The sequence below is a fragment of the Pseudomonas sp. A34-9 genome (assembly GCF_029543085.1).
In the GTDB taxonomy this organism is placed as follows: domain Bacteria; phylum Pseudomonadota; class Gammaproteobacteria; order Pseudomonadales; family Pseudomonadaceae; genus Aquipseudomonas.
Genome location: NZ_CP119967.1, coordinates 3,543,884 through 3,565,059 on the forward strand (window position 1 = coordinate 3,543,884; position 21,176 = coordinate 3,565,059).

A 21,176-nucleotide genomic window follows, 5' to 3' on the forward strand; every position below is an offset into this window, starting at 1 on the left:
CCCCAGCCCTCTCCCAGGGGTAGAGGGAGCCGACCGAGGTGTCTGCCGCTATACATCGACCTGACAGACCGAGTTGATTATGGATTCGGCAAAGCACTTTCAGGTTGGTGTAGTTCACAAGCATCCCCCAATCAGTGCCCTCTCCCTCTGGAAGAGGGTTAGGGTGAGGGCTTGCTCCCTGACACACTTCAAAAACACCAGCACCAAGGTACTCGATGAAACGCTACGAAAAATTCGCCGACGACATCGCTGAACTGATCCGCTCCGGCGTCCTCGGCCCCGGCCAGCGCGTGCCTTCGGTGCGCTACGCCAGCCAGACCTACGGCGTCAGCCCGTCCACGGTGTTCCAGGCCTACTACCTGCTTGAACGCCGCGGCCTGATCCGCGCCCGGCCGCGCTCCGGCTATTTCGTCAACACCCATGCGCCGAGCCCGTTTTCCGAGCCGGTGATCAGTAGCCACGTCAACGATTCCACCGAGGTCGACGTCAGCGAACTGGTGTTCTCGGTCCTTGATTCGATCAAGGATCCAAGTACCGTGCCGTTCGGTTCGGCATTCCCCAGCCCGACCCTGTTCCCGCTGCAACGCCTGTCGCGCTCGCTGGCCAGCGCCGCCCGCGAGATGGACCCGCGCATGGTTGTCACTGACATGTCGCCGGGCAATCCGCAACTGCGCCGGCAAATCGCCCTGCGTTACATGGTCGGCGGCCTGATGCTGCCGATGGAAGAGTTGCTGATCACCAACGGCGCCCTCGAAGCGCTGAACCTGTGCCTGCAAGCCGTCACCGAACCGGGCGATCTCGTCGCCATCGAAGCCCCGGCGTTCTACGCCAGCCTGCAAGTCCTCGAGCGGTTGAAACTCAAAGCCGTGGAAATCCCCGTGCACCCGCGCGACGGCATCGACCTCGGCGTACTCGCGCAAACGCTGGAACGCCACCCGATCAAGGCCTGCTGGTGCATGACCAGTTTCCAGAACCCGATGGGCGCGACCATGCCCGAAGCGAAGAAACAGGAGCTGGTCGAACTGCTGCGCCGCCATCAGGTGCCGCTGATCGAAGACGACGTCTACGCCGAACTCTATTACGGCCAGCAGGCACCAAAACCGGCCAAGGCTTTCGACACTGAAGGTCTGGTGATGCACTGCGGCTCGTTCGCCAAGAGCCTGGCTCCTGGCTACCGCATCGGCTGGGTCGCCGCCGGCCGCTACGCGCAAAAGATCGAACGGCTGAAACTGATGACTTCGCTGTGTGCCTCGATGCCAGCGCAAGCGGCGATTGCCGACTATCTGCAACATGGCGGCTATGACCGCCACCTGCGCAAATTGCGGTACGCACTGGAAGAACAGCAGAGCGCAATGCTTGCAGCGATCGCCCGCTACTTCCCGGCACAGACGCGGGTCAGCCAACCGGCGGGCGGCTACTTTTTGTGGCTGGAATTGCCGCCGCAGATGGATTCGCTGAAGTTGTTTCAGATGGCACTGGCGCAAGGCATCAGCATTGCGCCGGGGCCGATCTTTTCGCCGACGCAGCGGTTCAGGAATTGTATTCGGTTGAACTATGGCAGCCCGTGGACCGAGGATTCGGAGAAGGCGATGGAGACGTTGGGGCGGATTGTGCGGTCGTTCTGAAGTGCGATGTCGCCTGGACTATTGCTTTCGCGAGCAGGCTCGCTCCCACAAGGAAATGCATTCCAAATGTGGGAGCGAGCCTGCTCGCGAAGGGGTCGGGTCAGGCAACACAGCTTTTGGAGCTCAGCGCCCGCCTCCGAGATCAACAAAAGTCCCTGTCGCATAAGAAGCCTTGTCCGATAGCAACCAGACAATCGCCTCCGCCACCTCATCCGGCCGCCCGCCGCGGGCCATCGGGATCGCCGACTCCAGCTTGCTGACCCGATCCGGGTCGCCGCTCAAGGCGTGGAAATCGGTGTAAATGTAGCCCGGGCGCACGGCGTTGACCCGAATCCCCTCGCCCGCCACTTCCTTGGACAAACCGATGGTGAAGGTGTCGAGCGCGCCTTTGGACGCGGCGTAATCGACGTATTCGTTCGGCGACCCCAGGCGCGCGGCCACCGACGACACATTGACGATACTGCCGCCCTGCCCGCCGTGCTTGGGCGACATGCGCAGAATCGCGTGCTTGGCGCAGAGGATTGGCGCCAGAACGTTGGTTTTCATGATTTTCAGAATGCGGAATTCGGACATTTCATCGACCCGCGATTTGTGTCCGACGGTGCCGGCGTTGTTCACCAGTGCGGTGACCCGACCCAGTTCACTGTCGACCCGCTGGAACAGCGCGATCACTTCATCTTCGATGCTGACGTCGGCGCGCACCGCAATGGCCTGCGCGCCCAATGCACGGACTTGCTCCAGCACGCTTTGCGCGGCCTGTTCATCCGACTGATAGTTGATGCAGATCCGATAGCCCTGCTCGGCAGCCAACAGCGCCGTAGCGGCGCCAATCCCGCGCCCGCCACCGGTGATCACAATGACTTTATCCATGCTGGCCTTTCTCCCCCAATGCACACGTAACAGTCGGGGGGAAGAATAACCGCCATTGGCGGGATTTGCATGAGGTCTGTTGTGTCTGCTCGCGAAGGACGATAACGCGGTCGATCAGACCACCGCCACCTGCTTGGCGCGCGCAATATCCTGCATGAATTTGTCCGCCGGCATCGGATGCCCCAGCAGATAACCCTGCAGCGAATCACAACCCAACTGCGTCAAGAACTCCTGCTGCACCCCGGTTTCCACACCTTCAGCGACAATGCGCAAACCGAGTGCCTGCCCCAATGCGACAATCGCCGAAACAATCGCTGCATCGTCGCTGTCATGCTCCAGATCCCGCACAAAACCACGGTCGATCTTCAGCTCGTTGGCTGGCAAACGCTTGAGGTACATCAGGCTGGAATAACCCGTGCCGAAGTCATCGATCGACAGATCGACGCCCATGTCCGACAACTCCTGCAACACTGTCATGCTCGCATCGGCATCGCTCATGGCCGTGGTCTCGGTGATTTCCAGGGTCAGGCTGTTGGCCGGCAAGTGATGCGTGGCCAACGCCTTGGCCACGCTGCGCACCAGTCCCGCGTGGCAGAACTGCAGCGCCGACAGGTTCACCGCGATACGCCAATCGGTGTAACCGAGCACGTACCACTCGCGCATTTGCCGGCAGGCTTCATTGAGCACCCATTCACCGATCGGAATGATCAGCCCGGATTTCTCCGCCAGTTCGATGAACTTGTCCGGCATCAGCATGCCGTGAATCGGATGCTGCCAGCGCAGCAAGGCTTCAGCGCCGACCGCACGGCCATTGGCCGCGTCGAACTTCGGTTGGTAATGCAAACTGAACTGGCTGTGCTCCAGCGCCGCGCGCAGGTCCTGCAACAGCTGCAACTGCTTGCGCGCGTTGTTGTTCATCGACGCGTCGAAAAAGCTGTAACCGTTTTTACCGCCGCCCTTGGCGTGGTACATCGCCGCGTCGGCGTTCATCAGCAGTTCCTGCGCGTTCTGGCCATTACCCGGATACAGGGCGATGCCGACGCTGGCGGAGATCTGCAAATCATGGTCGGCGACGCGGAATGCTTGCGCGATCAGGCCGACCTGACGTGCAGCCAGTCCCAGTGCGTCATTGGGTTCGGTCAGACGCACCAGCAGCACGAATTCATCGCCGCCGATTCGCGCCAGTGTGTCCGGACCGCGCAAGTCTTCACGCAGACGCAACCCCACTTCACGCAACAACTGGTCGCCCATATGGTGACCGAACGCATCGTTGACCGGTTTGAAGCCGTCCAGATCGATGAACATCAAGGCAAAACAGCCGCCCTGTTCATGGACCTTTTTCATCGCCTGATTGATCCGGTCGTCCAGCAGCATGCGATTCGGCAGGCCGGTCAGGGTGTCGTGCAGGGCCAGTTGCGTGAGTTCACGGTTGGCCACGGTCAATGAGTGCGCCAGATCAGCGGTGCGCGCTTCGAGGCGTGCGTCGAGAATCGAGGTGAGCAAGGCGATCGACAGCACTGCCAACGTCGTGATCAACACCAGACTGTCGAGGCCGTTGCCCTTCAGACCATTGAGCGTGGCGCCGCAGAAGCTGCCATTAGGGAATTGCGCGGCGGCCATGCCGGTGTAATGCATGCCGACAATGGCCAGCCCCATGATCACCGCAGCGCCGGCGCGAATCAGCCGCACATATGGCGAGTGCTGACGCAGGCGGAAAGCGATCCACAGTGCCGCCGCCGAGGCACCGACGGCGATCAGCAAGGAGGCGCCGAACAGTGTCGGGTCGTAGTCGATCCCGGGGGTCATGCGCATCGCCGCCATGCCGGTGTAGTGCATGGCGCTGATCCCGGTGCCCATGATCAGCGCGCCGAACGCCAGTTGCAGGATCGGCAGTTTCGGCTGACTGACCAGCCACAAGGCGAACCCGCTGGAGAGCATCGCGATCAGTAGCGACAGCGCCGTGAGCGTGACGTCGTAACCGAGGTCGATCGGCAATTTGAACGCGAGCATGCCGATGAAGTGCATCGACCAGACGCCGACGCCCATGGCGAACGCGCCACCCGCCGTCCAGAAATGCACCGCACGCCCCTTGGCCGTGGCGATACGCCCGGTGAGGTCGAGCGCGGTGTACGAGGCGAGTATCGCCACGCACAACGAAATGAAAACCAGGGTGGAGGAATAACTACCGATGAGCATGAGCGTTCTCGTGGCCACCCGACGCGGATTGCGTCCATTCTCGGTCGGGCAAATGCGGCGATTGTACTGATTGCACAGAAGAACGCACTGACAAAGTAACCAAATTGCCATCAACCCGATGAAACGCTTGTTCGATCGTCCTACAAGGCTCTGCCCCGGCGTTCACGGCTTTACCCGATCGTTCTCACGCTCTGCGTGGGAATGCCTCGGCGGCCGCTCTGCGTTCGGCTCTGGAGGGGACGCGGAGCGTCCCGGGCTGCATTCCCACGCGGAGCGTGGGAACGATCAAACATGGCGTGATTTATTGGGCGTCACTGACATCCAGTTGCCCATCCCAGCCACCGCCCAGCGCAGCAATCAATTGCACGCTGGCAATCAAGCGGCTCTGCAGAATACCCAGCACGCTGCGTTCGTTGCTCAGTGCCGTGGCTTGCACCACGACCACATCGATGTAAGCAATCAACCCGGCCTTGTACTGGTTTTCCGTCAGACGCAGGGAGTCGCGCGCCGCATCCAGCGCTTCCTGACGCACGGCGGCTTCGTCCTCGTACACCTTGAGCTGCACAAGATAGTTTTCCACCTCGCGGAAACCGTCGAGCACGGTCTGCCGGTATTTGGCCACGGTCTGGTCGTAGACTGCCTCAGTGCGGTCGACTTCTGCCGAACGGATACCGCCATCAAACAACGGTAGCGAAAGTTTCGGCCCCACCGACCAGAAGCGGTTCGGCAGGCTGATCAGGTTCTGCGAAGTACTGCTGCTGTAGCCGCCGCTCAGGCTCAGCGACAGGTCCGGGTAATACGCCGCTTTCGCCACACCAATGTTGGCGTTGGCGGCGATCACCGAACGCTCCGCCGAAGCGATGTCCGGGCGCCGCTCCAGCAACTGCGAGGGCAGGCTCAATGGCACCTGGGGCAGCTTCGGAATGGTCTGCACTTCGGCAATGTTGAAATCCGCCGGCGCTTGGCCGGTCAGTACGGCAATCGCATTTTCGAATTGCGCGCGCTGCCAGATAAGGTCGACCAGATCGGCCTGGGTGCTTTTCAGTTGCGTCTGCGCCTGCGCCACCGCATCGCGCCCGGAAACCCCGGCGCGGTACTGGTTCTGAGTCATTTTCAACGAGCGCTCATAGGCGGCGACCGTGGCTTCGAGCAGCCGTTTCTGCTGATCGATCACGCGCAGTTGCAGGTAGTTCTGCACCAGTTCCGATTGCTGGCTGAGGCGCATCGCCGCCAAGTCCGCAAAACTCGCCTGGGCGCTGGCCTTGTCGGCCTCGAGGCCGCGGCGCAACTTGCCCCACACATCGGCTTCCCAACTGACGCCCAACTCGGCGTTATAGGTGTCACGAATGCCGCTGGCGGAACTGCTCAGACTCGAACTGCTGCTACCGGTGCCCTGACTGGAGCGGGTCTTGCCCAGGCTCAAGTCAACGCTGGGGTAAAACGCGCCACGGGCACTGCGCACCAACGCCTGCGCCTGACGGAACTGGGCTTCCGATTGTGCGACTGTCTGGTTGGAGCTGTTGAGTTTCTCGATCAGCCCGTTGAGCTGCTGATCACCATACAACTCCCACCAGGCACCCCGGGCCAGCGAATCGCTCGGGTTGGCCTGAGTCCAGCCTTCGGCTTGCTTGTACTGGACGATTTCAGCGGTTTGCGGGCGCTGGTAATCAGGGCCGACAGCGCAGGCACTGAGCATCGCCACGCACAGTGACAAGCTCAGCAGACGCGAGCCCCGAACAGTGGCCAGATGGATAAGCGAACGGTCAGTCATAGCGGAGTTTCCAGAGCGGCGTCAGTGCGCACGCCACGCCATTTGTTGAAACGATGGCGCAGCTTGTCGAGATAGAGGTAAACCACCGGGGTGGTGTAAAGCGTCAGCACCTGGCTGAAAATCAGCCCGCCGATGATGGTCAGACCCAGCGGCTGGCGCATTTCCGCGCCTTCGGCCCGGCTGAGCAGCAACGGCAAGGCACCGAGAATCGCCGCCAGCGTGGTCATCAGAATCGGCCGCAAGCGTTGCAGGCAGGCACTGCGGATCGACTCCAGCGGCGACAGCCCTTGATGCCGTTCCAGTTGCAGCGCGAGGTCGATCATCAGAATGGCGTTTTTCTTCACCACGCCAATCAGCAGGAACAACCCGAGCAACGAGATCAGGCTGAACTCGCCACCCAGCGCATAGATCGACAGCAACGCGCCGACCCCGGCCGACGGCAGGGTCGATAGAATCGTCAGCGGATGGATGTAGCTTTCATACAACACACCCAACACCAGATACACCGCCAGCAGCGCTCCGAGAATCATGAACGGCTGGCTCTTCTGCGTAGCGGCAAACGCGTCGGCGGTACCGGCCATTTTCGCGATCACGTCTTCCGGCAGGCCGAGTTTGGCAATCGCCCGCTCGATGGCAGCACTGCCCTGCTCCACCGTCACGCCTTCGGCCATGTCGAAGGAAATGTCTTCGGAGGCGAACTGGCCTTCGTGACTGACGCGATCGTCTTCCAGGCTGTTTTCGTAATGAGCGAACGTCGACAGCGGCACCCGCGCACCGTCAGCGGTGATCACCTGCACTTGCTTGAGCGTCACCGGGTCCTGGGCGTATTTCGGGTTGACCTCCATGACCACCTGATACTGGTTGAGGCTGTCATAGATCGTCGAAATCTGCCGCTGGCTGTAGGCGTTGTTCAGTACGGCGGTCACCATGTTCATGTCGACCCCCAGACGTTTGGCCTGATCGCGGTCGACGATCAACGTCACTTGCTGGGCACCTGCCCCCTCTCGGGCATCAATGGCTGTCAGTTCCGGCAAGGCCCTTAACGCCGCAACCACTTTTGGATACCACTTGCGCAACTCGCCCAGATCACCACTTTGCAGGATGTAGCTGTATTGCGACGTGGTCTGCTCGCGACCACCGCCAAATTGCAGATCCTGATCCGCCATCAGCATCAGCTGCGCACCCGGCACCTTGGGCATTTCCTTGCGCAGGCGCTCGATGACTTTCTGTGCATTGAGCTGGCGATCCTTGATCGGCTTCAGACGCACCAGCATGAAAGCGTTATTGGTGCCGTTGGTGCCGCCGATGAACCCGGCGACACTTTCCACCGCTTCGTCCTTGAGCACGGCGCGGCGGAAAATTTCCATTTTCGGTTGCATCACGCTGAACGACAGGCCGTCGTCACCGCGCACAAAGCCGATCAACTGACCGGTGTCCTGCTGCGGCATAAAGGTTTTCGGCACCACCACGTACAGCGCAACGTTGACGCCGACGGTGATCAGCAAGCTGAGCAGGGTCAAGCGGCGGTGGCGTAACACCCAGTCGAGGCTGGTGGCGTATTTCTCGACCATCCAGTCGTTGGTGCGGCGGCTCCAGCGTTGCAGACGGTTTTCCTGCCCCGGCGTGTGCGGCTTCAGCCACCGGGCGCAGAGCATCGGCGTCAGCGTCAGTGAAACCACCAGCGACACGACGATGGCCGCGGCCAAGGTGATGGAGAACTCGCGAAACAGGCTCTCGACGATCCCGCCCATGAACAGAATCGACAGGAACACCGCCACCAGCGAGACGTTCATCGACAGCAACGTGAAACCGACTTCCTTGGCCCCCAGGTACGCGGCCTGCATCGGTTTGACGCCATCGTCGATGTGCCGGGAAATGTTCTCCAGCACCACGATGGCGTCGTCAACCACCAGGCCGGTGGCCAGAATCAGCGCCATCAGCGACAGGTTGTTCAGCGAGAAACCGTAGAGGTACATCACCGCAAAGGTGCCGACCAGCGACACCGGTACGGCCAACGTCGGAATCAGCGAGGCGCGGAAGTTACCGAGGAACAGGAACACCACCAGGATCACCAGTGCCACGGCAATCAGCAAGGTCATCTCGGCTTCATGCAGGGTAGCTTTGATCACCGGCGAGCGGTCCATGGCCAGATTCAGCTTCACGCTGGCTGGCAACACCGCTTGCAGCGCCGGCAGTTGCGCCTTGATCTCGTTGACCGTCTCAATGATGTTGGCGCCGGCCTGACGGTTGATGACCAACAAAACCGCCGCGTCATCGTTGAAGAAACCACTGTTGTAGCGGTCTTCGACGCCGTCGCTGACCTTGGCCACGTCCTTGAGGCGCAACGCGGCGCCATCGGCATAGTGGATGATCAGTGATTCGTAATCCTTGGCTTTCTCCAGCTGGTCATTGGCCTGGATCTGCCACAACCGTTGGCCGTCCTCAACCGAACCTTTCGGCCGGCGCACGTTGGCATCGGCGATGGTCTTGCGCACATCGTCGAGCGCCACGCCGTACTGGTTCAGTGCCTGCGGCTCGAGTTCGATACGCACCGCCGGCAGTGAACTGCCACCGATCTGTACTTCGCCGACGCCCTGCACCTGGGACAGGCTCTGGGACAAAATGGTCGAGGCCAAGTCGTAGAGCTGGCCTTTTTCCAGCACGTCCGAAGTCAGCGACAACACCATGATCGGCGCCTGCGACGGGTTGACCTTCTTGTAGGTCGGCATGCTGCGCATCCCGCTCGGCAACAGATTGCGCGAAGCGTTGATCGCCGCCTGCACTTCCCGCGCCGCACCGTTGATGTCGCGGTCGAGGTCAAATTGCAGAATGACCCGGGTCGAGCCCTGACTGGAACGGCTGCTCATGGTGTTGACGCCGGCGATCGCACCGAATGAACGCTCCAGCGGCGTCGCCACGGTGGACGCCATGACCTCCGGGCTGGCACCGGGCAGGCTCGCCTGCACGACGATCACCGGGAAGTCCATTTGCGGCAGCGGCGCCACTGGCAGCAGGCCGAAGCTGACACCACCGAGCAGCATGATTGCCAGGCTCAGCAGCATCGTCGCTACCGGGCGTTTGATGAAAGGACCGGAGAGATTCATTGACCACAATCCCCAACTTCACACCGATCCCCTGTAGGAGTGAGCCTGCTCGCGATAGCGATGTGTCTGCCTCCACTGATATTGAATGTGCCGGCCTCATCGCGAGCAGGCTCACTCCTACATGGGTTATGTGTGCGGACAGTCATACCGAAACCTCTTCGGCGTCCGCATTGGTCTTGCCAAAGCGCCGACCGAGACGGTCGAAATACAGATAGATCACCGGCGTGGTGAACAGCGTCAGCACCTGACTCACCAGCAGACCGCCAACCATCACCAGACCCAACGGCTGACGCAATTCAGCCCCGGAGCCGGTGGCCAACATCAACGGCACGGCGCCAAACAGCGCGGCCAGCGTGGTCATGAGGATTGGCCGGAAGCGCAACAATGCCGCCTGATAGATCGCCTGTTCCGGCGCCATGCCTTGGGTGCGTTCAGCATCGAGGGCGAAGTCGATCATCATGATCGCGTTCTTTTTCACGATACCGATCAGCAGGATGATGCCGATGATCGCAATCATGCCCAGGTCATTGCCGCTGAGCAGCAACGCCAGCAAGGCACCGACCGCCGCCGACGGCAAGGTCGAGAGAATGGTGATCGGGTGAATGTAGCTCTCGTACAGCACGCCCAGCACGATGTACATGGTCACCACGGCCGCCAGAATCAGCAGCAAGGTGCTCGACAACGACGCCTGGAAGGCTTCGGCCGCCCCCTGGAACTGGGTCTGCACGCCGACGGGCATGCCGATGTCTTTCTGTACCTGCTCGATGATGTCGACCGCATGCCCCAGTGCCACACCGGGCGCAAGGTTGAACGACATCATCACTGCCGGGAACTGGCCGATATGCGTGATCGCCAGTTGCGCCTGACGCTCTTCGACATGGGCCAGACTCGACAGGCGCACCTGCGCGCCATCGGTGGTTTTCACATGAATCTGATCCAGCGCCTGCGGGCCGATCTTTTCCCCGGCCTGGGCCTGCAGCACCACGCGGTACTGGCTGGCCTGGGTGTAAATGGTCGAGATCTGCCGCTGACCGAAGGCGTCGTACAACGCATCGGTGATGTTCGCCACCGTGACGCCAAGGCGTGAGGCGGCATCGCGGTCGATCACCAGATAGACCTGCAAACCCTTGTCCTGCAAATCACTGGCGACGTCGGTCAGTTCCGGACGCTGCGCCAGCGCTTCGACCAGCCGGCCGCTCCACTGGCTGAGGAGTTCGGAGTCCGGCGAAGACATGCTGAACTGGTATTGCGTGCGGCTGACGCGGTCCTCGATGGTCAGATCCTGCACCGGTTGCATGAACAGACGGATGCCGACCAGTTTGTCCAGCTTCGGTTGCAGGCGCGCAATCACTTCAGTGGCGCTCAGATCACGATCGCCATGGGGCTTGAGGTTGATCAGCAAGCGGCCACTGTTGAGCGTGGCGTTATCGCCGTCGACACCGATGTAGGACGACAGGCTTTGCACCGCCGGATCTTCGAGAATGATTTTCGCCAGTTCCTGTTGGCGCTCGCCCATCGCCGCAAAGGAAATCGACTGCGGCGCCTCGGAAATACCCTGAATCACCCCGGTGTCCTGCACCGGAAAGAAGCCTTTGGGCACAACCATGTACAGAAACACCGTCAGCGCCAGCGTGCCGATGGCCACCAGCAACGTCAGCGGCTGGTGCTTGAGCACCCACTGCAACTTGCGCCCGTAAGCGGCGATCATCCAGTCAATGACCGCGCCACTGGCGCGGTAGAAACGGCCCTGCTCATGTTCTTCCGGCTCACGCTTGAGCAAACGCGCGCACATCATCGGCGTCAGGGTCAGCGAGACCACCAGCGAAATCAGGATAGCCACGGCCAGGGTGATGGCGAATTCGCGGAACAACCGCCCGACCACATCGGCCATGAACAGCAGCGGGATCAGTACGGCGATCAGCGACAGGGTCAGGGAAATCAGGGTAAAGCCAATTTGCCGGGCGCCCTTGAGCGCCGCTTGCATCGGGCTGTCGCCCTCTTCGATGAAGCGTGCGATGTTCTCGAGCATGACGATGGCGTCGTCGACCACAAAACCGGTGGCAATGGTCAGCGCCATCAGGGTCAGGTTATTGACCGAGAACCCGGCCAGGTACATCACGCCGAAGGTGCCGATCAGCGACAGCGGCACGGCCACCGACGGAATGATCGTCGCGCTGGCACGCCGCAGGAACAGGAACGTCACCATGACCACCAGGGCGATGGCGATCAGCAATTCGTGTTGCACGTCAGTGACCGAGGCGCGAATGGTCTGCGTACGATCCGTCAGCACGGTGACATCAAGACCGGCCGGCAGGTTGTCGGTGATGCTCGGCAGCAGCGCCTTGATACGGTCGACCACCTCAATGACGTTGGCACCCGGCTGACGCTGGATGTTCAGCAACACGGCCTGATTCTGGTTGGCCCACGCCGCGAGACGTTCGTTCTCCGCGCCGTCGACGATTTCCGCCACGTCCTTGAGCCGCAGCGGTGCGCCGTTCTTGTAGGCGAGAATCAGATTGGCGTAATCCTTCGGCGAGGTCAGTTGGTCGTTGGCGTCGAGCATTGACACTCGGGTCGGGCCGTCGAAGTTGCCCTTCGGCTGGTTGACGTTGGAAGCGCTGATCAAGGTGCGCACGTCGGCCAGGTTCAGGCTGTTGGCCGCGAGCGCCTCGGGATTGACCTTGATTCGCACGGCCTGACGCTGACCGCCGGCAATGCTGACCATGCCGACGCCGCTGATCTGGGCAATTTTCTGCGCCATGCGCGTATCGACCAGATCATTAAGCTTTGGCAGCAACATGGTTTTCGAGGTGATCGCCAGGGTCAGCACCGGGGTGTCCGCCGGGTTGACCTTGTTGTACACCGGTGGCGCCGGCAAATCGGTCGGCAGCAGATTGGTCGCGGCGTTGATCGCGGCTTGCACCTGCTGTTCGGCGACGTCCATGTTGATGTCGAGGCTGAAACGCAACGTCAGCACCGACGCACCGCCGGAACTGGTCGAGGCCATTTGCGTCAGGCCGGGCATCTGCCCGAACTGGCGCTCGAGCGGCGCCGTCACGGCACTGGTCATCACATCCGGGCTGGCGCCGGGGTACAGGGTCATGACGCGGATGGTCGGGTAATCGACTTGTGGCAGTGCAGAAACGGGCAGCAAGCGATAGGCAATCAGGCCGGCCAGAACAATGGCCAGCATGCTCAGGGTGGTGGCTACCGGTCGGAGGATGAACAGCCGCGAAATGTTCATGCGCCCTTCTTGGCCTTGTCGGTGACAGCAGCGTCAGTCGGGGTGGCGGCAGATTTGCCTTGCAGGTGTTCGGTCGGGGTGGTCGGCACTTGGTTGCTGTCGTTGACCACTTCCACTTCGCTGCCTTCCTTCAGGCGGTCGGTGCCTTCCAGCACCACGCGGTCGCCGGCAGCCAGGCCTTCAGTGATCACGGTGTTTTCGCCATCACTGGCGCCGATCTTCAGTTGGCGAATGGTGACTTTCTTGTCGCCGTCCAGCGCATAGACAAAGGTGCCGTTGGTGCCGAACTGGATCGCCGCCGACGGCGCCAGTACCACGCCTTTCAGTGTGTCAGCCAGCAAGTGAACGTTGACGAACTGATTGGGGAACAGCGCCTGATCGCGGTTTTCGTAGCGGGCCTTGAACTTCAGGGTGCCGGTGGCGACGTCGATCTGGTTGTCGAGGCTTTGCAGAACACCGGTGGCTTGCAGCTTGCTGTCGCCGCGATCCCACGCCTCGGCCGGCAGCTTGGCGCCGCTGCGATAGCGGGCGAGCACGGTTTCAAGGCTGTTTTCCGGCAGCGTGAAGGCCACGCTGATCGGTTGGGTCTGGGTGATCACGGCGAGGAACGTGGTGTCGTTGGCCGTCACCAGGTTACCGACGTCAACCTGACGCAGACCGACACGGCCGGCAATCGGTGCGCGGATTTTAGTGAATTCGAGATTGAGTTTTGCATCGTTGACGGCGGCCTGGTTGGTCTTGACCGTGCCCAGATACTGGCCGACCAGCGCTTCGGCGGTGTCCAGTGTCTGCTTGGCGATGCTGTCCTCTTTAAACAGACCGCGATAACGCTCGACGTCGACCTGAGCATTCTTCAGTTGCGCCTGATTCTGCAGCAAGGTGCCTTCGGCCTGCAGCAAGGCGTTCTGGTACGGACGCGGGTCGATCTCGGCCAGCAGGTCACCGGACTTGACCATCTGCCCTTCTTCGAAATTGATTTTCACCAATTCGCCGCCCACCCGGCTACGCACATTGATGGTGTTGAGCGCCGTCACCGTGCCCAGCGCCTTGTAATACAGCGGGAAGTCGCCGGTGACGGCTGGCGCCACGCGCACCGGGATTGGCCCGCTACCACCACCGAAGCCCGGCCGCATCATGCCCGAACGCCCGGTGTGCCCAGCGGCTGCCTTGTCTGTGCCCTCTTTGTGGGCTGAACCGGCGGGCCAGAATTTCCAGCACAGGACGGCGATCACCAACAGGACAAGCAGGCTGATCAGCCAGCGACGGGAGTTACGGGGGGACGATTGCATGGAGTGATTAACCATTGGGCGCGTGGGCTTCTTTTACGGGAGGCTGAACGATAAGCACTGATGGAGAAATAGCAAAGCAGCTTTACCGGCAATTTACCTTCAACTTACGTTTCAAGGTGTGAGGCAAAACACTGATACACAAATGAAAACGGCCTGGACAGGGCCAGGCCGTTAACAATTGTAAAGCGCTTGTTTCAGAACACTTATTTCAAAACGGAAAGCGCCGCTTCGTAATTAGGCTCTTCCGCGATTTCCTTGACCAGTTCGCTGTGCAGGACGTTGTCGTTTTCGTCCAGCACTACCACGGCGCGAGCGGTCAGGCCTTTCAGCGGGCCGTCAGCGATGGCCACGCCATAGTTCTCGATGAACTCGGCACCGCGCAGGGTCGACAGGTTCTGTACGTTTTCCAGGCCTTCGGCGCCGCAGAAGCGCGCTTGGGCGAACGGCAGGTCAGCGGAGATGCACAGCACGACAGTGTTGGCGATGTCGTTGGCCTGAGCGTTGAACTTGCGCACGGAGGTGGCGCAGGTCGGGGTGTCGACGCTTGGGAAGATGTTCAGCACTTTGCGCTTGCCGGCAAAGTCTTTCAGGGTGACGTCGGACAGATTGCCGGCAACCAGAGAAAAGGCTGGCGCCTTGGAACCGGCTTGTGGCAACTGGCCGTTGACTTGAACCGGATTGCCTTTGAGGGTGACTTGAGCCATGACTTGAGTCCTTCTGATGTTTTGATTGGAAAGCATGCAAGAGGCCGAAGTTAACCACGAAATTGTCCGACGACCTATGCCCTGTTTTGAAATTGTTGGGTGCCTGCGCAAAAAATTGTATACAAAGTTCCGCGCAATTCCCGTGTGGGAGGGAGCCTGCTCGCGAAAGCGCTGGATCAGTCAGCATAAATGTTGAACGTGACGACGTCTTCGCGAGCAGGCTCGCTCCTACATTGGATTCTGCGGTGTGACTGGTCTTTTATTTAGAGACCCTGTCGATTCACCGCTGGCCCGTTCGACTAAGCAGTGAATCCCCCACACTCCACGGAGTAACCGCCATGCGATTCATGATCCTTGTAAAAGCCAACGCCGCCTCTGAAGCCGGCATCATGCCCAGCGAAGAACTGATCACCGCGATGGGCAACTTCAATGAAGAACTGGTCAAGGCCGGCATTCTGGTCGATTGCGATGGCCTGCACCCCAGCAGCAAAGGTGCCCGCGTGCACTTCTCCGGCGACAAACGCACGGTCATCGACGGGCCGTTCATCGAGACCAAAGAATTGGTGGCGGGTTATTGGATCTGGGAAGTGAAATCAAAAGAGGAAGCCATCGAATGGGTCAAGCGCTGCCCGAACCCGATGCCCGGTGAGTCCGATATTGAAATCCGCCAGATCTTCTCCGCCGAAGACTTCGGTGCCGAGTTCACCCCCGAAGCGCGCGAGCAAGAAGAGCGCATCCGCGAACAAGCCAAGAAAAACGCCTAAACCGGATACCCCGTGTAGGAGCTGCCACAGGCTCGGGCCGCGATCGGACGATCTTTTGATCCTGCTTTGATAGATCAAGGTCAAAAGATCGCAGCCTGCGGCAGCTCCTACAGTCGCGGGGATGCTCAGATCGACCGGATATTATTAGCGTAGGCGCCTTTCTTGTTTTGCATTACCTCGAATTCAACTTTCTGACCTTCTGTAAGCTTTTTTTTCAGATGCAATCTTCGAGAAATGCGCAAGTAATTCCAAGCCACCATCATCCGCTGTAATAAATCCGAAACCCTTTTCTGCGCTAACCCTTGTCACCGTTCCCGTTGCCATACTCGCCCTCCTCTCAGCCGGTTTGCGCACAAGCCAAGAATCTTGCGCGACACCCAACCATCAAACGCCCTTCCCCACACCCCGACAACTGTCAAACCTGACAGGGTGTAAATATCCACAGTCTCACCTCCGCCTGCCAGCCACTGGCCAAGCCCGGTTTAACTGCTAGCTTCAATCAGACGTGTCCTGCAGATGTGGCAAACCCAGGATGACGCAACGACGGCACACTGGTGCCGGCATCGACAATGGTCATCGGAGCATCATGAAGTCATGGCGAAGAAAATGAGAAGACATGCATGGCTATTGGCGGTGGCACTGCTGCCTGCGATTGCGTTTGTCAGCTGTGGCGTCGGTACTTGAGGCCGCGATGCACGGGGTGCTGTTGCCTCAGGCTGTGACCACCACCGATCACGCCTGAGACAACGCCCAAGCATCGGTTTATTTGGACTTGAGCTTGAGATACGACTGACGCAGGTCTGACGCCCAGCCATCGATCACGCTTTTAACGTCATCGGTCTTCAGCACCTGGGTGTCGTTTGCCAGTGGTTTACCGGAGCCTTTGCGCACGACCTGCGCAACCACCTTATTGTTGCCGCCGTCGAGGAACACCGCCTCGGTGGCCAACGTGGTTTCCTGATCACGTATACCACTGGCCGTGCTGACTGCCGCCGCCACCAAGGCAATCGGGATCACTTCATAGGGTTTTAGGCCCTCGGTCTTGCTGCTGACCGCAGTAATCGCCGCCCGCACCACAATCACACCCGGGCCCGGCCCGGTGGCCAGTGGCAGATCCTTGCCAATCTCACGCTTGAGCGCCTGGTCGTAGTAGCTGGTGATACCGTTGAGGGTTTGCTGTGGAATCTTCGCGGTCGGTTGCGGTTTGGGGTAGAGCTGAGTCGGTTCGATGTACACGCTGGTGAACTTTTTCACATCGACCTTCGGATCGATCCAGCGCATCACCTCGGCGCCGGACGGCGACTTGGCCTCCTTGAGCTGGCTGTAGTCCTTGAGAAACCCGGAGTACTCATCGGGAGCAACGGTTTTGCTTGAGCAGCCGACCACGCCGAGGGTGGCGACGCAGAGCGTGCCCATCATTACTGCTAGCTTCATGCTGTAACTCCTGTCAGAAGACCTCATTGGTTTGTTCGAGGGGTGAATTCAGGTATAGCTAAAACTCTGACAATTGCTGCTTGGAATTAAAAAAAACTCGCGAAACCTGCAGGCGTTTCGCAATGAAGCGCCATGCGCGGTTGTCGCTGATTCAGTGGTATCTCGACAGTGGACAGGAACCGAAGGCGCTGGTGTTGGTGCAGGGGTGGAAGAAGATGAATAGGGGGGATCCGGCGCTTAAGTGACCGGCTGGAGATTGTCTTGCCCTCACCCTAGCCCTCTCCCAGGGGTAGAGGGGACCGATTGGGGGATATCCAAGAGATACGCCGACGTGAACGATAGGCTCTGAATCCATAATCGACTCGGTCTTTTACGTCGGTGCAGGACGACAGACACCTCGGTCAGTCCCCTCTCCCAGAGGTAGAGGGACCGATTGGGGGATATCCAAGAGATACGCCGACGTGAACGATAGGCTTTGAATCCATAATCGACTCGGTCTTTCACGTCGGTGCAGGACGACAGACACCTCGGTCAGTCCCCTCTCCCTCTGGGAGAGGGTTAGGGTGAGGGGCTTTTAAGGGTTCACGCCATTACCAGGACGAAGTCTCGCCACTGCGCAACGCCATCTCGCGCCGACTATTGATGTGCATCGCCTTGATCAGCGACACCGTCCCGACCATCAAAATCGCCGCCCCCAACAGGAAGTCGATGTTGTACAGCTGGAAGTCCTGCACCGGCCCGATCAGCAACACCCGTACGATCGCGGCGCCCAACAGCGTGGCGAGGAAGTCGATTCCCGGCTCATTGCGGTAAAACACCAGCAGTAATGGCAGACACAGCACCAACAACAGCAACATAACCACAACCTTGAACGAACCTTTACGCTCAACGCTGAAGGCACATTCGTGCGGCCCGTAAGCCTTGTAATCGTCGTCGCGGATCATCGAGTTGTTCTCGTTGATGTAGTCGACGCGGTTGTATTTCTGAATCGGTGTGAAGGTGTTGGACATCTCCATCAGCGTGGTGATGTTCTTGAAGCGCAGGTCGATGCGCTCGCTGCCCTTGAGGTAGTAAAGGACCGGTTTGTAGCCGTAGCGATAGGTGTCGAAGGGGAATTCGGTGACCTGACCCTGCACGCCGATCGGCCGTGGTTCGAGTTCGGCGTAGGCGCTTTTGTTGGTGGCGGACAGGTTGCGGCTCAGCGGCTGAACCTTGACCTGTTCAAGGAAGATCGGCGTGACGCCGTAGGACCACTGCAACGGTTCCAGACGCAGGCGCAGTTCGTTGCGGCCCAGGTCGTAACGGTTGAAGGTGCGTTCCGAAACCACCAATGAGCCACTGAGCATGAACTCGCCGCGCAGGTTGTTGGTCACGCGCAAGGTCAGTTGGTCCTTGCCCAGCAACGCCGCCTCCGTGGACGGCGGCGTGCCGCACCATGCGCTGCTTTCGCCGACACCGCCGAGCTGGCCGCTGCGGTTTTCCTTGAATACGTAAAAGTAACTGGCCCACAGCGTCAGCATCAACAGCATCGCTGTGAGACCGAGGATTTTTTTGCCCGGACTCACTGATCAGACTCCCTTCTTCGATTCCATCGTCCAGCCGAAAACCCGCTGGCGACGGCGACTCTACCAAAAGGCCAGCATCGACCCAAGGGAAAATGCCCGCCTCATCAGGTTTCTAGGGGTTTCCCCGGTGTACATCGAAGAACAAAAGTTCGCAGCCTGCGGCAGCTCCTACAGTGGATCGCGTGTAGGAGCTGCCGCAGGCTGCGATCTTTTCAAGCGTCAGCGACGACGAAACAGCGGGAGCGGTTCGATGACCGAGCGACCGTACAGCACACTCATCCCCGCCAACCCCTTCAGCGCATCCTCAGCGGATTTGTCCTCACGCACGGCAAAACTGTCGAACCCGCACTGGCGCATATGGCTGAGCTGATCACGCAGCACATCGCCAATCGCGCGCAACTCCCCTGCCCAGCCGAAACGACTGCGCAGCAGATACGCCTGGCTGTAAGCGCGGCCATCACGAAAACTGGGAAAATCCAGCGCAATCAGCGGCAACGAGGCCAGCCACGGCACCAGGCTTTCCACCTCGTCGTCCGGGCCGAGCCACACGGCGTGGGTCGACGGTGACTGCAGCCAATGCGTCAGCGGCAGCATGAGTAATCCGTCGGGCCTCGGCATTGACGGATCGCGCACCAGGGTCCACGGATCATCCGTCACAATCCGCGCCACACCCTGTTCCAGTCGCAACAGATTGTTCATGCCATCGCCTCCAGCGTTTTCGGATAGACCCGCTCCTTGAACGGCTCCAGGCCAATCCGCGCCACGGTATCGACAAACAATTCCTCGTGCTCGCGATAGCGGACAAAGGTGCCGATGATCCGCTCGATCACCTGCGGCACTTCGGCGGCGCTGAACGACGGGCCGATGACTTTGCCCAATGCGCTGTGCTTGCCCTGCGCGCCGCCGAGGGTGATCTGATACCACTCGCTGCCGTTTTTATCGACGCCGAGGATGCCGATATTGCCGATGTGGTGATGGCCGCAGGCGTTCATGCAGCCGGAGATGTTCAGGCTGATATCGCCCAGATCATGCAGGTAATCGAGGTTGTCGAAGCGCGCCTGAATCGCCTGGGCAATCGGGATCGACTTGGCGTTGGCCAAGGCACAGAAATCGCCACCGGGGCAGGCAATGATGTCGGTCAGCAGGCCGATGTTGGCGCTGCCCAGATCGTGTTTGCACGCCAGTTGCCACAACGCATAGAGATCGGTTTTCGCGACGTCGGGCAGGACGATGTTCTGCTCATGGGCGATCCGGATCTCGCCAAAACCGAAACGCTGCGACCAGTCGGCCACCGCCAGCATCTGCACGCCGGTCACATCTCCGGGTGGCGACGCCATGCCCGGTTTGGTCGACAGCACCACACTGGTGTAGCCCGGCACTTTGTGCGGCTGCACGTTGCGCGCGACCCAACGAGCGAACGCCGGGCTTTCGGCCAGGCGCGTGCCGAAGTCCAGGTCGGTGTCGGCCAGGGTGTGATAAACCGGCGGCACGAAGGCGCTGGCAACACGCTGATATTCGGCCTCGGTCAACTGCGCCGGGCCGTCCTTGAGGTGTTGCCATTCCTCTTCGACTTCCTTAGCGAAAGCCTCGATACCCAATGCCTTGACCAGAATCTTGATCCGCGCCTTGTACTTGTTGTCACGCCGGCCGTGACGGTTGTACACCCGCAAAACGGCTTCGACGTAGGACAGTAAATGCTGCCACGGCAAGCCTTCGCGGATCTGCAGACCGAGGATCGGCGTGCGTCCCAAACCGCCGCCGACGATCACCCGCAACAGCATCTGCCCGTCGCGACCGGTGTAAAGGTAGAGGCCGATGTCATGCATCATGATCGCCGCGCGATCCTGCTTCGCCGAGCAGATGGCGATCTTGAATTTGCGCGGCAGAAAGAGGAATTCCGGGTTGATCGTCGACCACTGCCGGAGGATTTCGGCCAGCGGGCGCGGGTCGATCAACTCGTCCGCCGCGACCCCGGCGAAGGCCTCGGTGGTGATGTTGCGCACGCAGTTGCCCGAGGTCTGGATCGCGTGCATGTTGACCTGCGCCAGACGTTCGAGGATGTCCGGCACCTCGGCCAGTTCGATCCAGTTGAACTGCATGTTCTGCCGTGTGGTGAAGTGGCCGTAACCGCGATCATAGTCACTGGCGATGCTCGCCAGCGTGCGCATCTGTTCGGCACTCAAGGTGCCGTAAGGAATCGCCACACGCAGCATGTAGGCGTGCTTTTGCAGGTACAGGCCGTTTTGCAGGCGCAGCGGCAAGAACTCCTCTTCGCTCAATTCCCCGGCCATGAAGCGCTCGACCTGATCGCGAAACTGCGCGACGCGCTCGAACACTAGCGCCCGGTCGTAATCATCGTATTGATACATGCCTGCCACCTCATCAGTTATTCCTGTGGGAGCGAGCCTGCTCGCGAATGCGGTGTGTCAGGCAATTGCATTGTTGGCTGACACACCGCATTCGCGAGCAGGCTCGCTCCCACAGTTTTCTTCAGAGCACTATGACGAAGCAGCGCAGCGCGTTACAGATTCACCTGAAGTCATAAAAACCATATCAGGGCGCGGCAGAACGCCGCAGCCGGCCCTTCAATCTGATCCGCACAAATGAAAG

At 60.1% G+C, this 21,176-nt stretch carries 13 protein-coding genes and 1 pseudogene; 2 read left to right on the forward strand and 12 right to left on the reverse strand.

Annotated elements, in window-relative coordinates; genetic code table 11:
- Nucleotides 1-215 precede the first annotated feature (215 nt).
- Nucleotides 216-1,625: a GntR family transcriptional regulator MpaR gene (gene mapR / locus P3G59_RS15645; RefSeq protein ID WP_007919188.1), complete on the forward strand. Its 1,410-nt coding sequence runs from the start codon at nt 216-218 to the stop codon at nt 1,623-1,625.
- 123 nt (nt 1,626-1,748) lie between these two features.
- Here the strand turns inward: mapR and P3G59_RS15650 are convergent, their stop codons facing one another.
- The 7 genes from P3G59_RS15650 to tpx all read right to left on the reverse strand — a co-directional run bounded on the left by P3G59_RS15650 (nt 1,749) and on the right by tpx (nt 14,803).
- A complete protein-coding gene (locus tag P3G59_RS15650; RefSeq protein ID WP_277757958.1) occupies nt 1,749-2,495 on the reverse strand; it encodes an SDR family oxidoreductase in 747 nt (248 codons plus the stop codon).
- A 114-nt stretch (nt 2,496-2,609) separates the two neighbouring features.
- Complete coding sequence (locus P3G59_RS15655) at nt 2,610-4,691, reverse strand: EAL domain-containing protein (protein WP_277757959.1); 2,082 nt, start codon at nt 4,689-4,691, stop codon at nt 2,610-2,612.
- A 301-nt stretch (nt 4,692-4,992) separates the two neighbouring features.
- The gene (locus P3G59_RS15660) at nt 4,993-6,462 is read right to left on the reverse strand and encodes an efflux transporter outer membrane subunit (RefSeq protein ID WP_277757960.1); all 1,470 of its coding nucleotides are present in this window, start codon (nt 6,460-6,462) and stop codon (nt 4,993-4,995) included.
- Complete coding sequence (locus P3G59_RS15665) at nt 6,459-9,566, reverse strand: efflux RND transporter permease subunit (RefSeq protein ID WP_277757961.1); 3,108 nt, start codon at nt 9,564-9,566, stop codon at nt 6,459-6,461. The genes P3G59_RS15660 and P3G59_RS15665 overlap by 4 nt, the downstream gene beginning before the upstream one ends.
- Nucleotides 9,567-9,708: 142 nt before the next feature.
- The gene (locus tag P3G59_RS15670; protein WP_277757962.1) at nt 9,709-12,810 is read right to left on the reverse strand and encodes an MdtB/MuxB family multidrug efflux RND transporter permease subunit; all 3,102 of its coding nucleotides are present in this window, start codon (nt 12,808-12,810) and stop codon (nt 9,709-9,711) included.
- Nucleotides 12,807-14,114, reverse strand: a complete 1,308-nt coding sequence (locus P3G59_RS15675; protein WP_277757963.1) for an MdtA/MuxA family multidrug efflux RND transporter periplasmic adaptor subunit — start codon at nt 14,112-14,114, stop codon at nt 12,807-12,809. The genes P3G59_RS15670 and P3G59_RS15675 overlap by 4 nt, the downstream gene beginning before the upstream one ends.
- A gap of 188 nt (nt 14,115-14,302) precedes the next feature.
- Nucleotides 14,303-14,803 carry a thiol peroxidase gene (gene tpx / locus P3G59_RS15680; protein ID WP_007914372.1) on the reverse strand — a complete coding sequence of 167 codons (501 nt, stop codon included), beginning with the start codon at nt 14,801-14,803 and terminating at the stop codon, nt 14,303-14,305.
- 338 nt (nt 14,804-15,141) lie between these two features.
- Here tpx and P3G59_RS15685 point away from each other — a divergent pair, with 338 nt between their 5' ends.
- Nucleotides 15,142-15,567 carry a YciI family protein gene (locus P3G59_RS15685; protein ID WP_277757964.1) on the forward strand — a complete coding sequence of 142 codons (426 nt, stop codon included), beginning with the start codon at nt 15,142-15,144 and terminating at the stop codon, nt 15,565-15,567.
- A 125-nt stretch (nt 15,568-15,692) separates the two neighbouring features.
- Here the strand turns inward: P3G59_RS15685 and P3G59_RS15690 are convergent.
- From P3G59_RS15690 to P3G59_RS15710, 5 genes and pseudogenes are all read right to left on the reverse strand, one after another.
- Nucleotides 15,693-15,891: pseudogene (locus P3G59_RS15690) on the reverse strand (cold shock domain-containing protein).
- 438 nt (nt 15,892-16,329) lie between these two features.
- Nucleotides 16,330-17,001 carry a DUF3313 domain-containing protein gene (locus P3G59_RS15695; protein ID WP_277757965.1) on the reverse strand — a complete coding sequence of 224 codons (672 nt, stop codon included), beginning with the start codon at nt 16,999-17,001 and terminating at the stop codon, nt 16,330-16,332.
- Nucleotides 17,002-17,591: 590 nt separating this feature from the next.
- The gene (locus P3G59_RS15700; protein ID WP_277757966.1) at nt 17,592-18,566 is read right to left on the reverse strand and encodes a hypothetical protein; all 975 of its coding nucleotides are present in this window, start codon (nt 18,564-18,566) and stop codon (nt 17,592-17,594) included.
- Between the two features lie 219 nt (nt 18,567-18,785).
- A complete protein-coding gene (locus P3G59_RS15705; protein ID WP_277757967.1) occupies nt 18,786-19,265 on the reverse strand; it encodes a DUF934 domain-containing protein in 480 nt (159 codons plus the stop codon).
- The gene (locus P3G59_RS15710; RefSeq protein ID WP_277757968.1) at nt 19,262-20,935 is read right to left on the reverse strand and encodes a nitrite/sulfite reductase; all 1,674 of its coding nucleotides are present in this window, start codon (nt 20,933-20,935) and stop codon (nt 19,262-19,264) included. The genes P3G59_RS15705 and P3G59_RS15710 overlap by 4 nt, the downstream gene beginning before the upstream one ends.
- Between the last annotated feature and the right edge of the window lie 241 nt (nt 20,936-21,176).

Bases quoted from the DNA above. Each gene is read 5' to 3' on its own strand.
- mapR (WP_007919188.1), top strand. From the start codon at position 216: ATGAAACGCTACGAAAAATTCGCCGACGACATCGCTGAACTGATCCGC.
- P3G59_RS15650 (WP_277757958.1), bottom strand. From the start codon at position 2,495: ATGGATAAAGTCATTGTGATCACCGGTGGCGGGCGCGGGATTGGCGCC.
- P3G59_RS15655 (WP_277757959.1), bottom strand. From the start codon at position 4,691: ATGCTCATCGGTAGTTATTCCTCCACCCTGGTTTTCATTTCGTTGTGC.
- P3G59_RS15660 (WP_277757960.1), bottom strand. From the start codon at position 6,462: ATGACTGACCGTTCGCTTATCCATCTGGCCACTGTTCGGGGCTCGCGT.
- P3G59_RS15665 (WP_277757961.1), bottom strand. From the start codon at position 9,566: ATGAATCTCTCCGGTCCTTTCATCAAACGCCCGGTAGCGACGATGCTG.
- P3G59_RS15670 (WP_277757962.1), bottom strand. From the start codon at position 12,810: ATGAACATTTCGCGGCTGTTCATCCTCCGACCGGTAGCCACCACCCTG.
- P3G59_RS15675 (WP_277757963.1), bottom strand. From the start codon at position 14,114: ATGGTTAATCACTCCATGCAATCGTCCCCCCGTAACTCCCGTCGCTGG.
- tpx (WP_007914372.1), bottom strand. From the start codon at position 14,803: ATGGCTCAAGTCACCCTCAAAGGCAATCCGGTTCAAGTCAACGGCCAG.
- P3G59_RS15685 (WP_277757964.1), top strand. From the start codon at position 15,142: ATGCGATTCATGATCCTTGTAAAAGCCAACGCCGCCTCTGAAGCCGGC.
- P3G59_RS15695 (WP_277757965.1), bottom strand. From the start codon at position 17,001: ATGAAGCTAGCAGTAATGATGGGCACGCTCTGCGTCGCCACCCTCGGC.
- P3G59_RS15705 (WP_277757967.1), bottom strand. From the start codon at position 19,265: ATGAACAATCTGTTGCGACTGGAACAGGGTGTGGCGCGGATTGTGACG.
- P3G59_RS15710 (WP_277757968.1), bottom strand. From the start codon at position 20,935: ATGTATCAATACGATGATTACGACCGGGCGCTAGTGTTCGAGCGCGTC.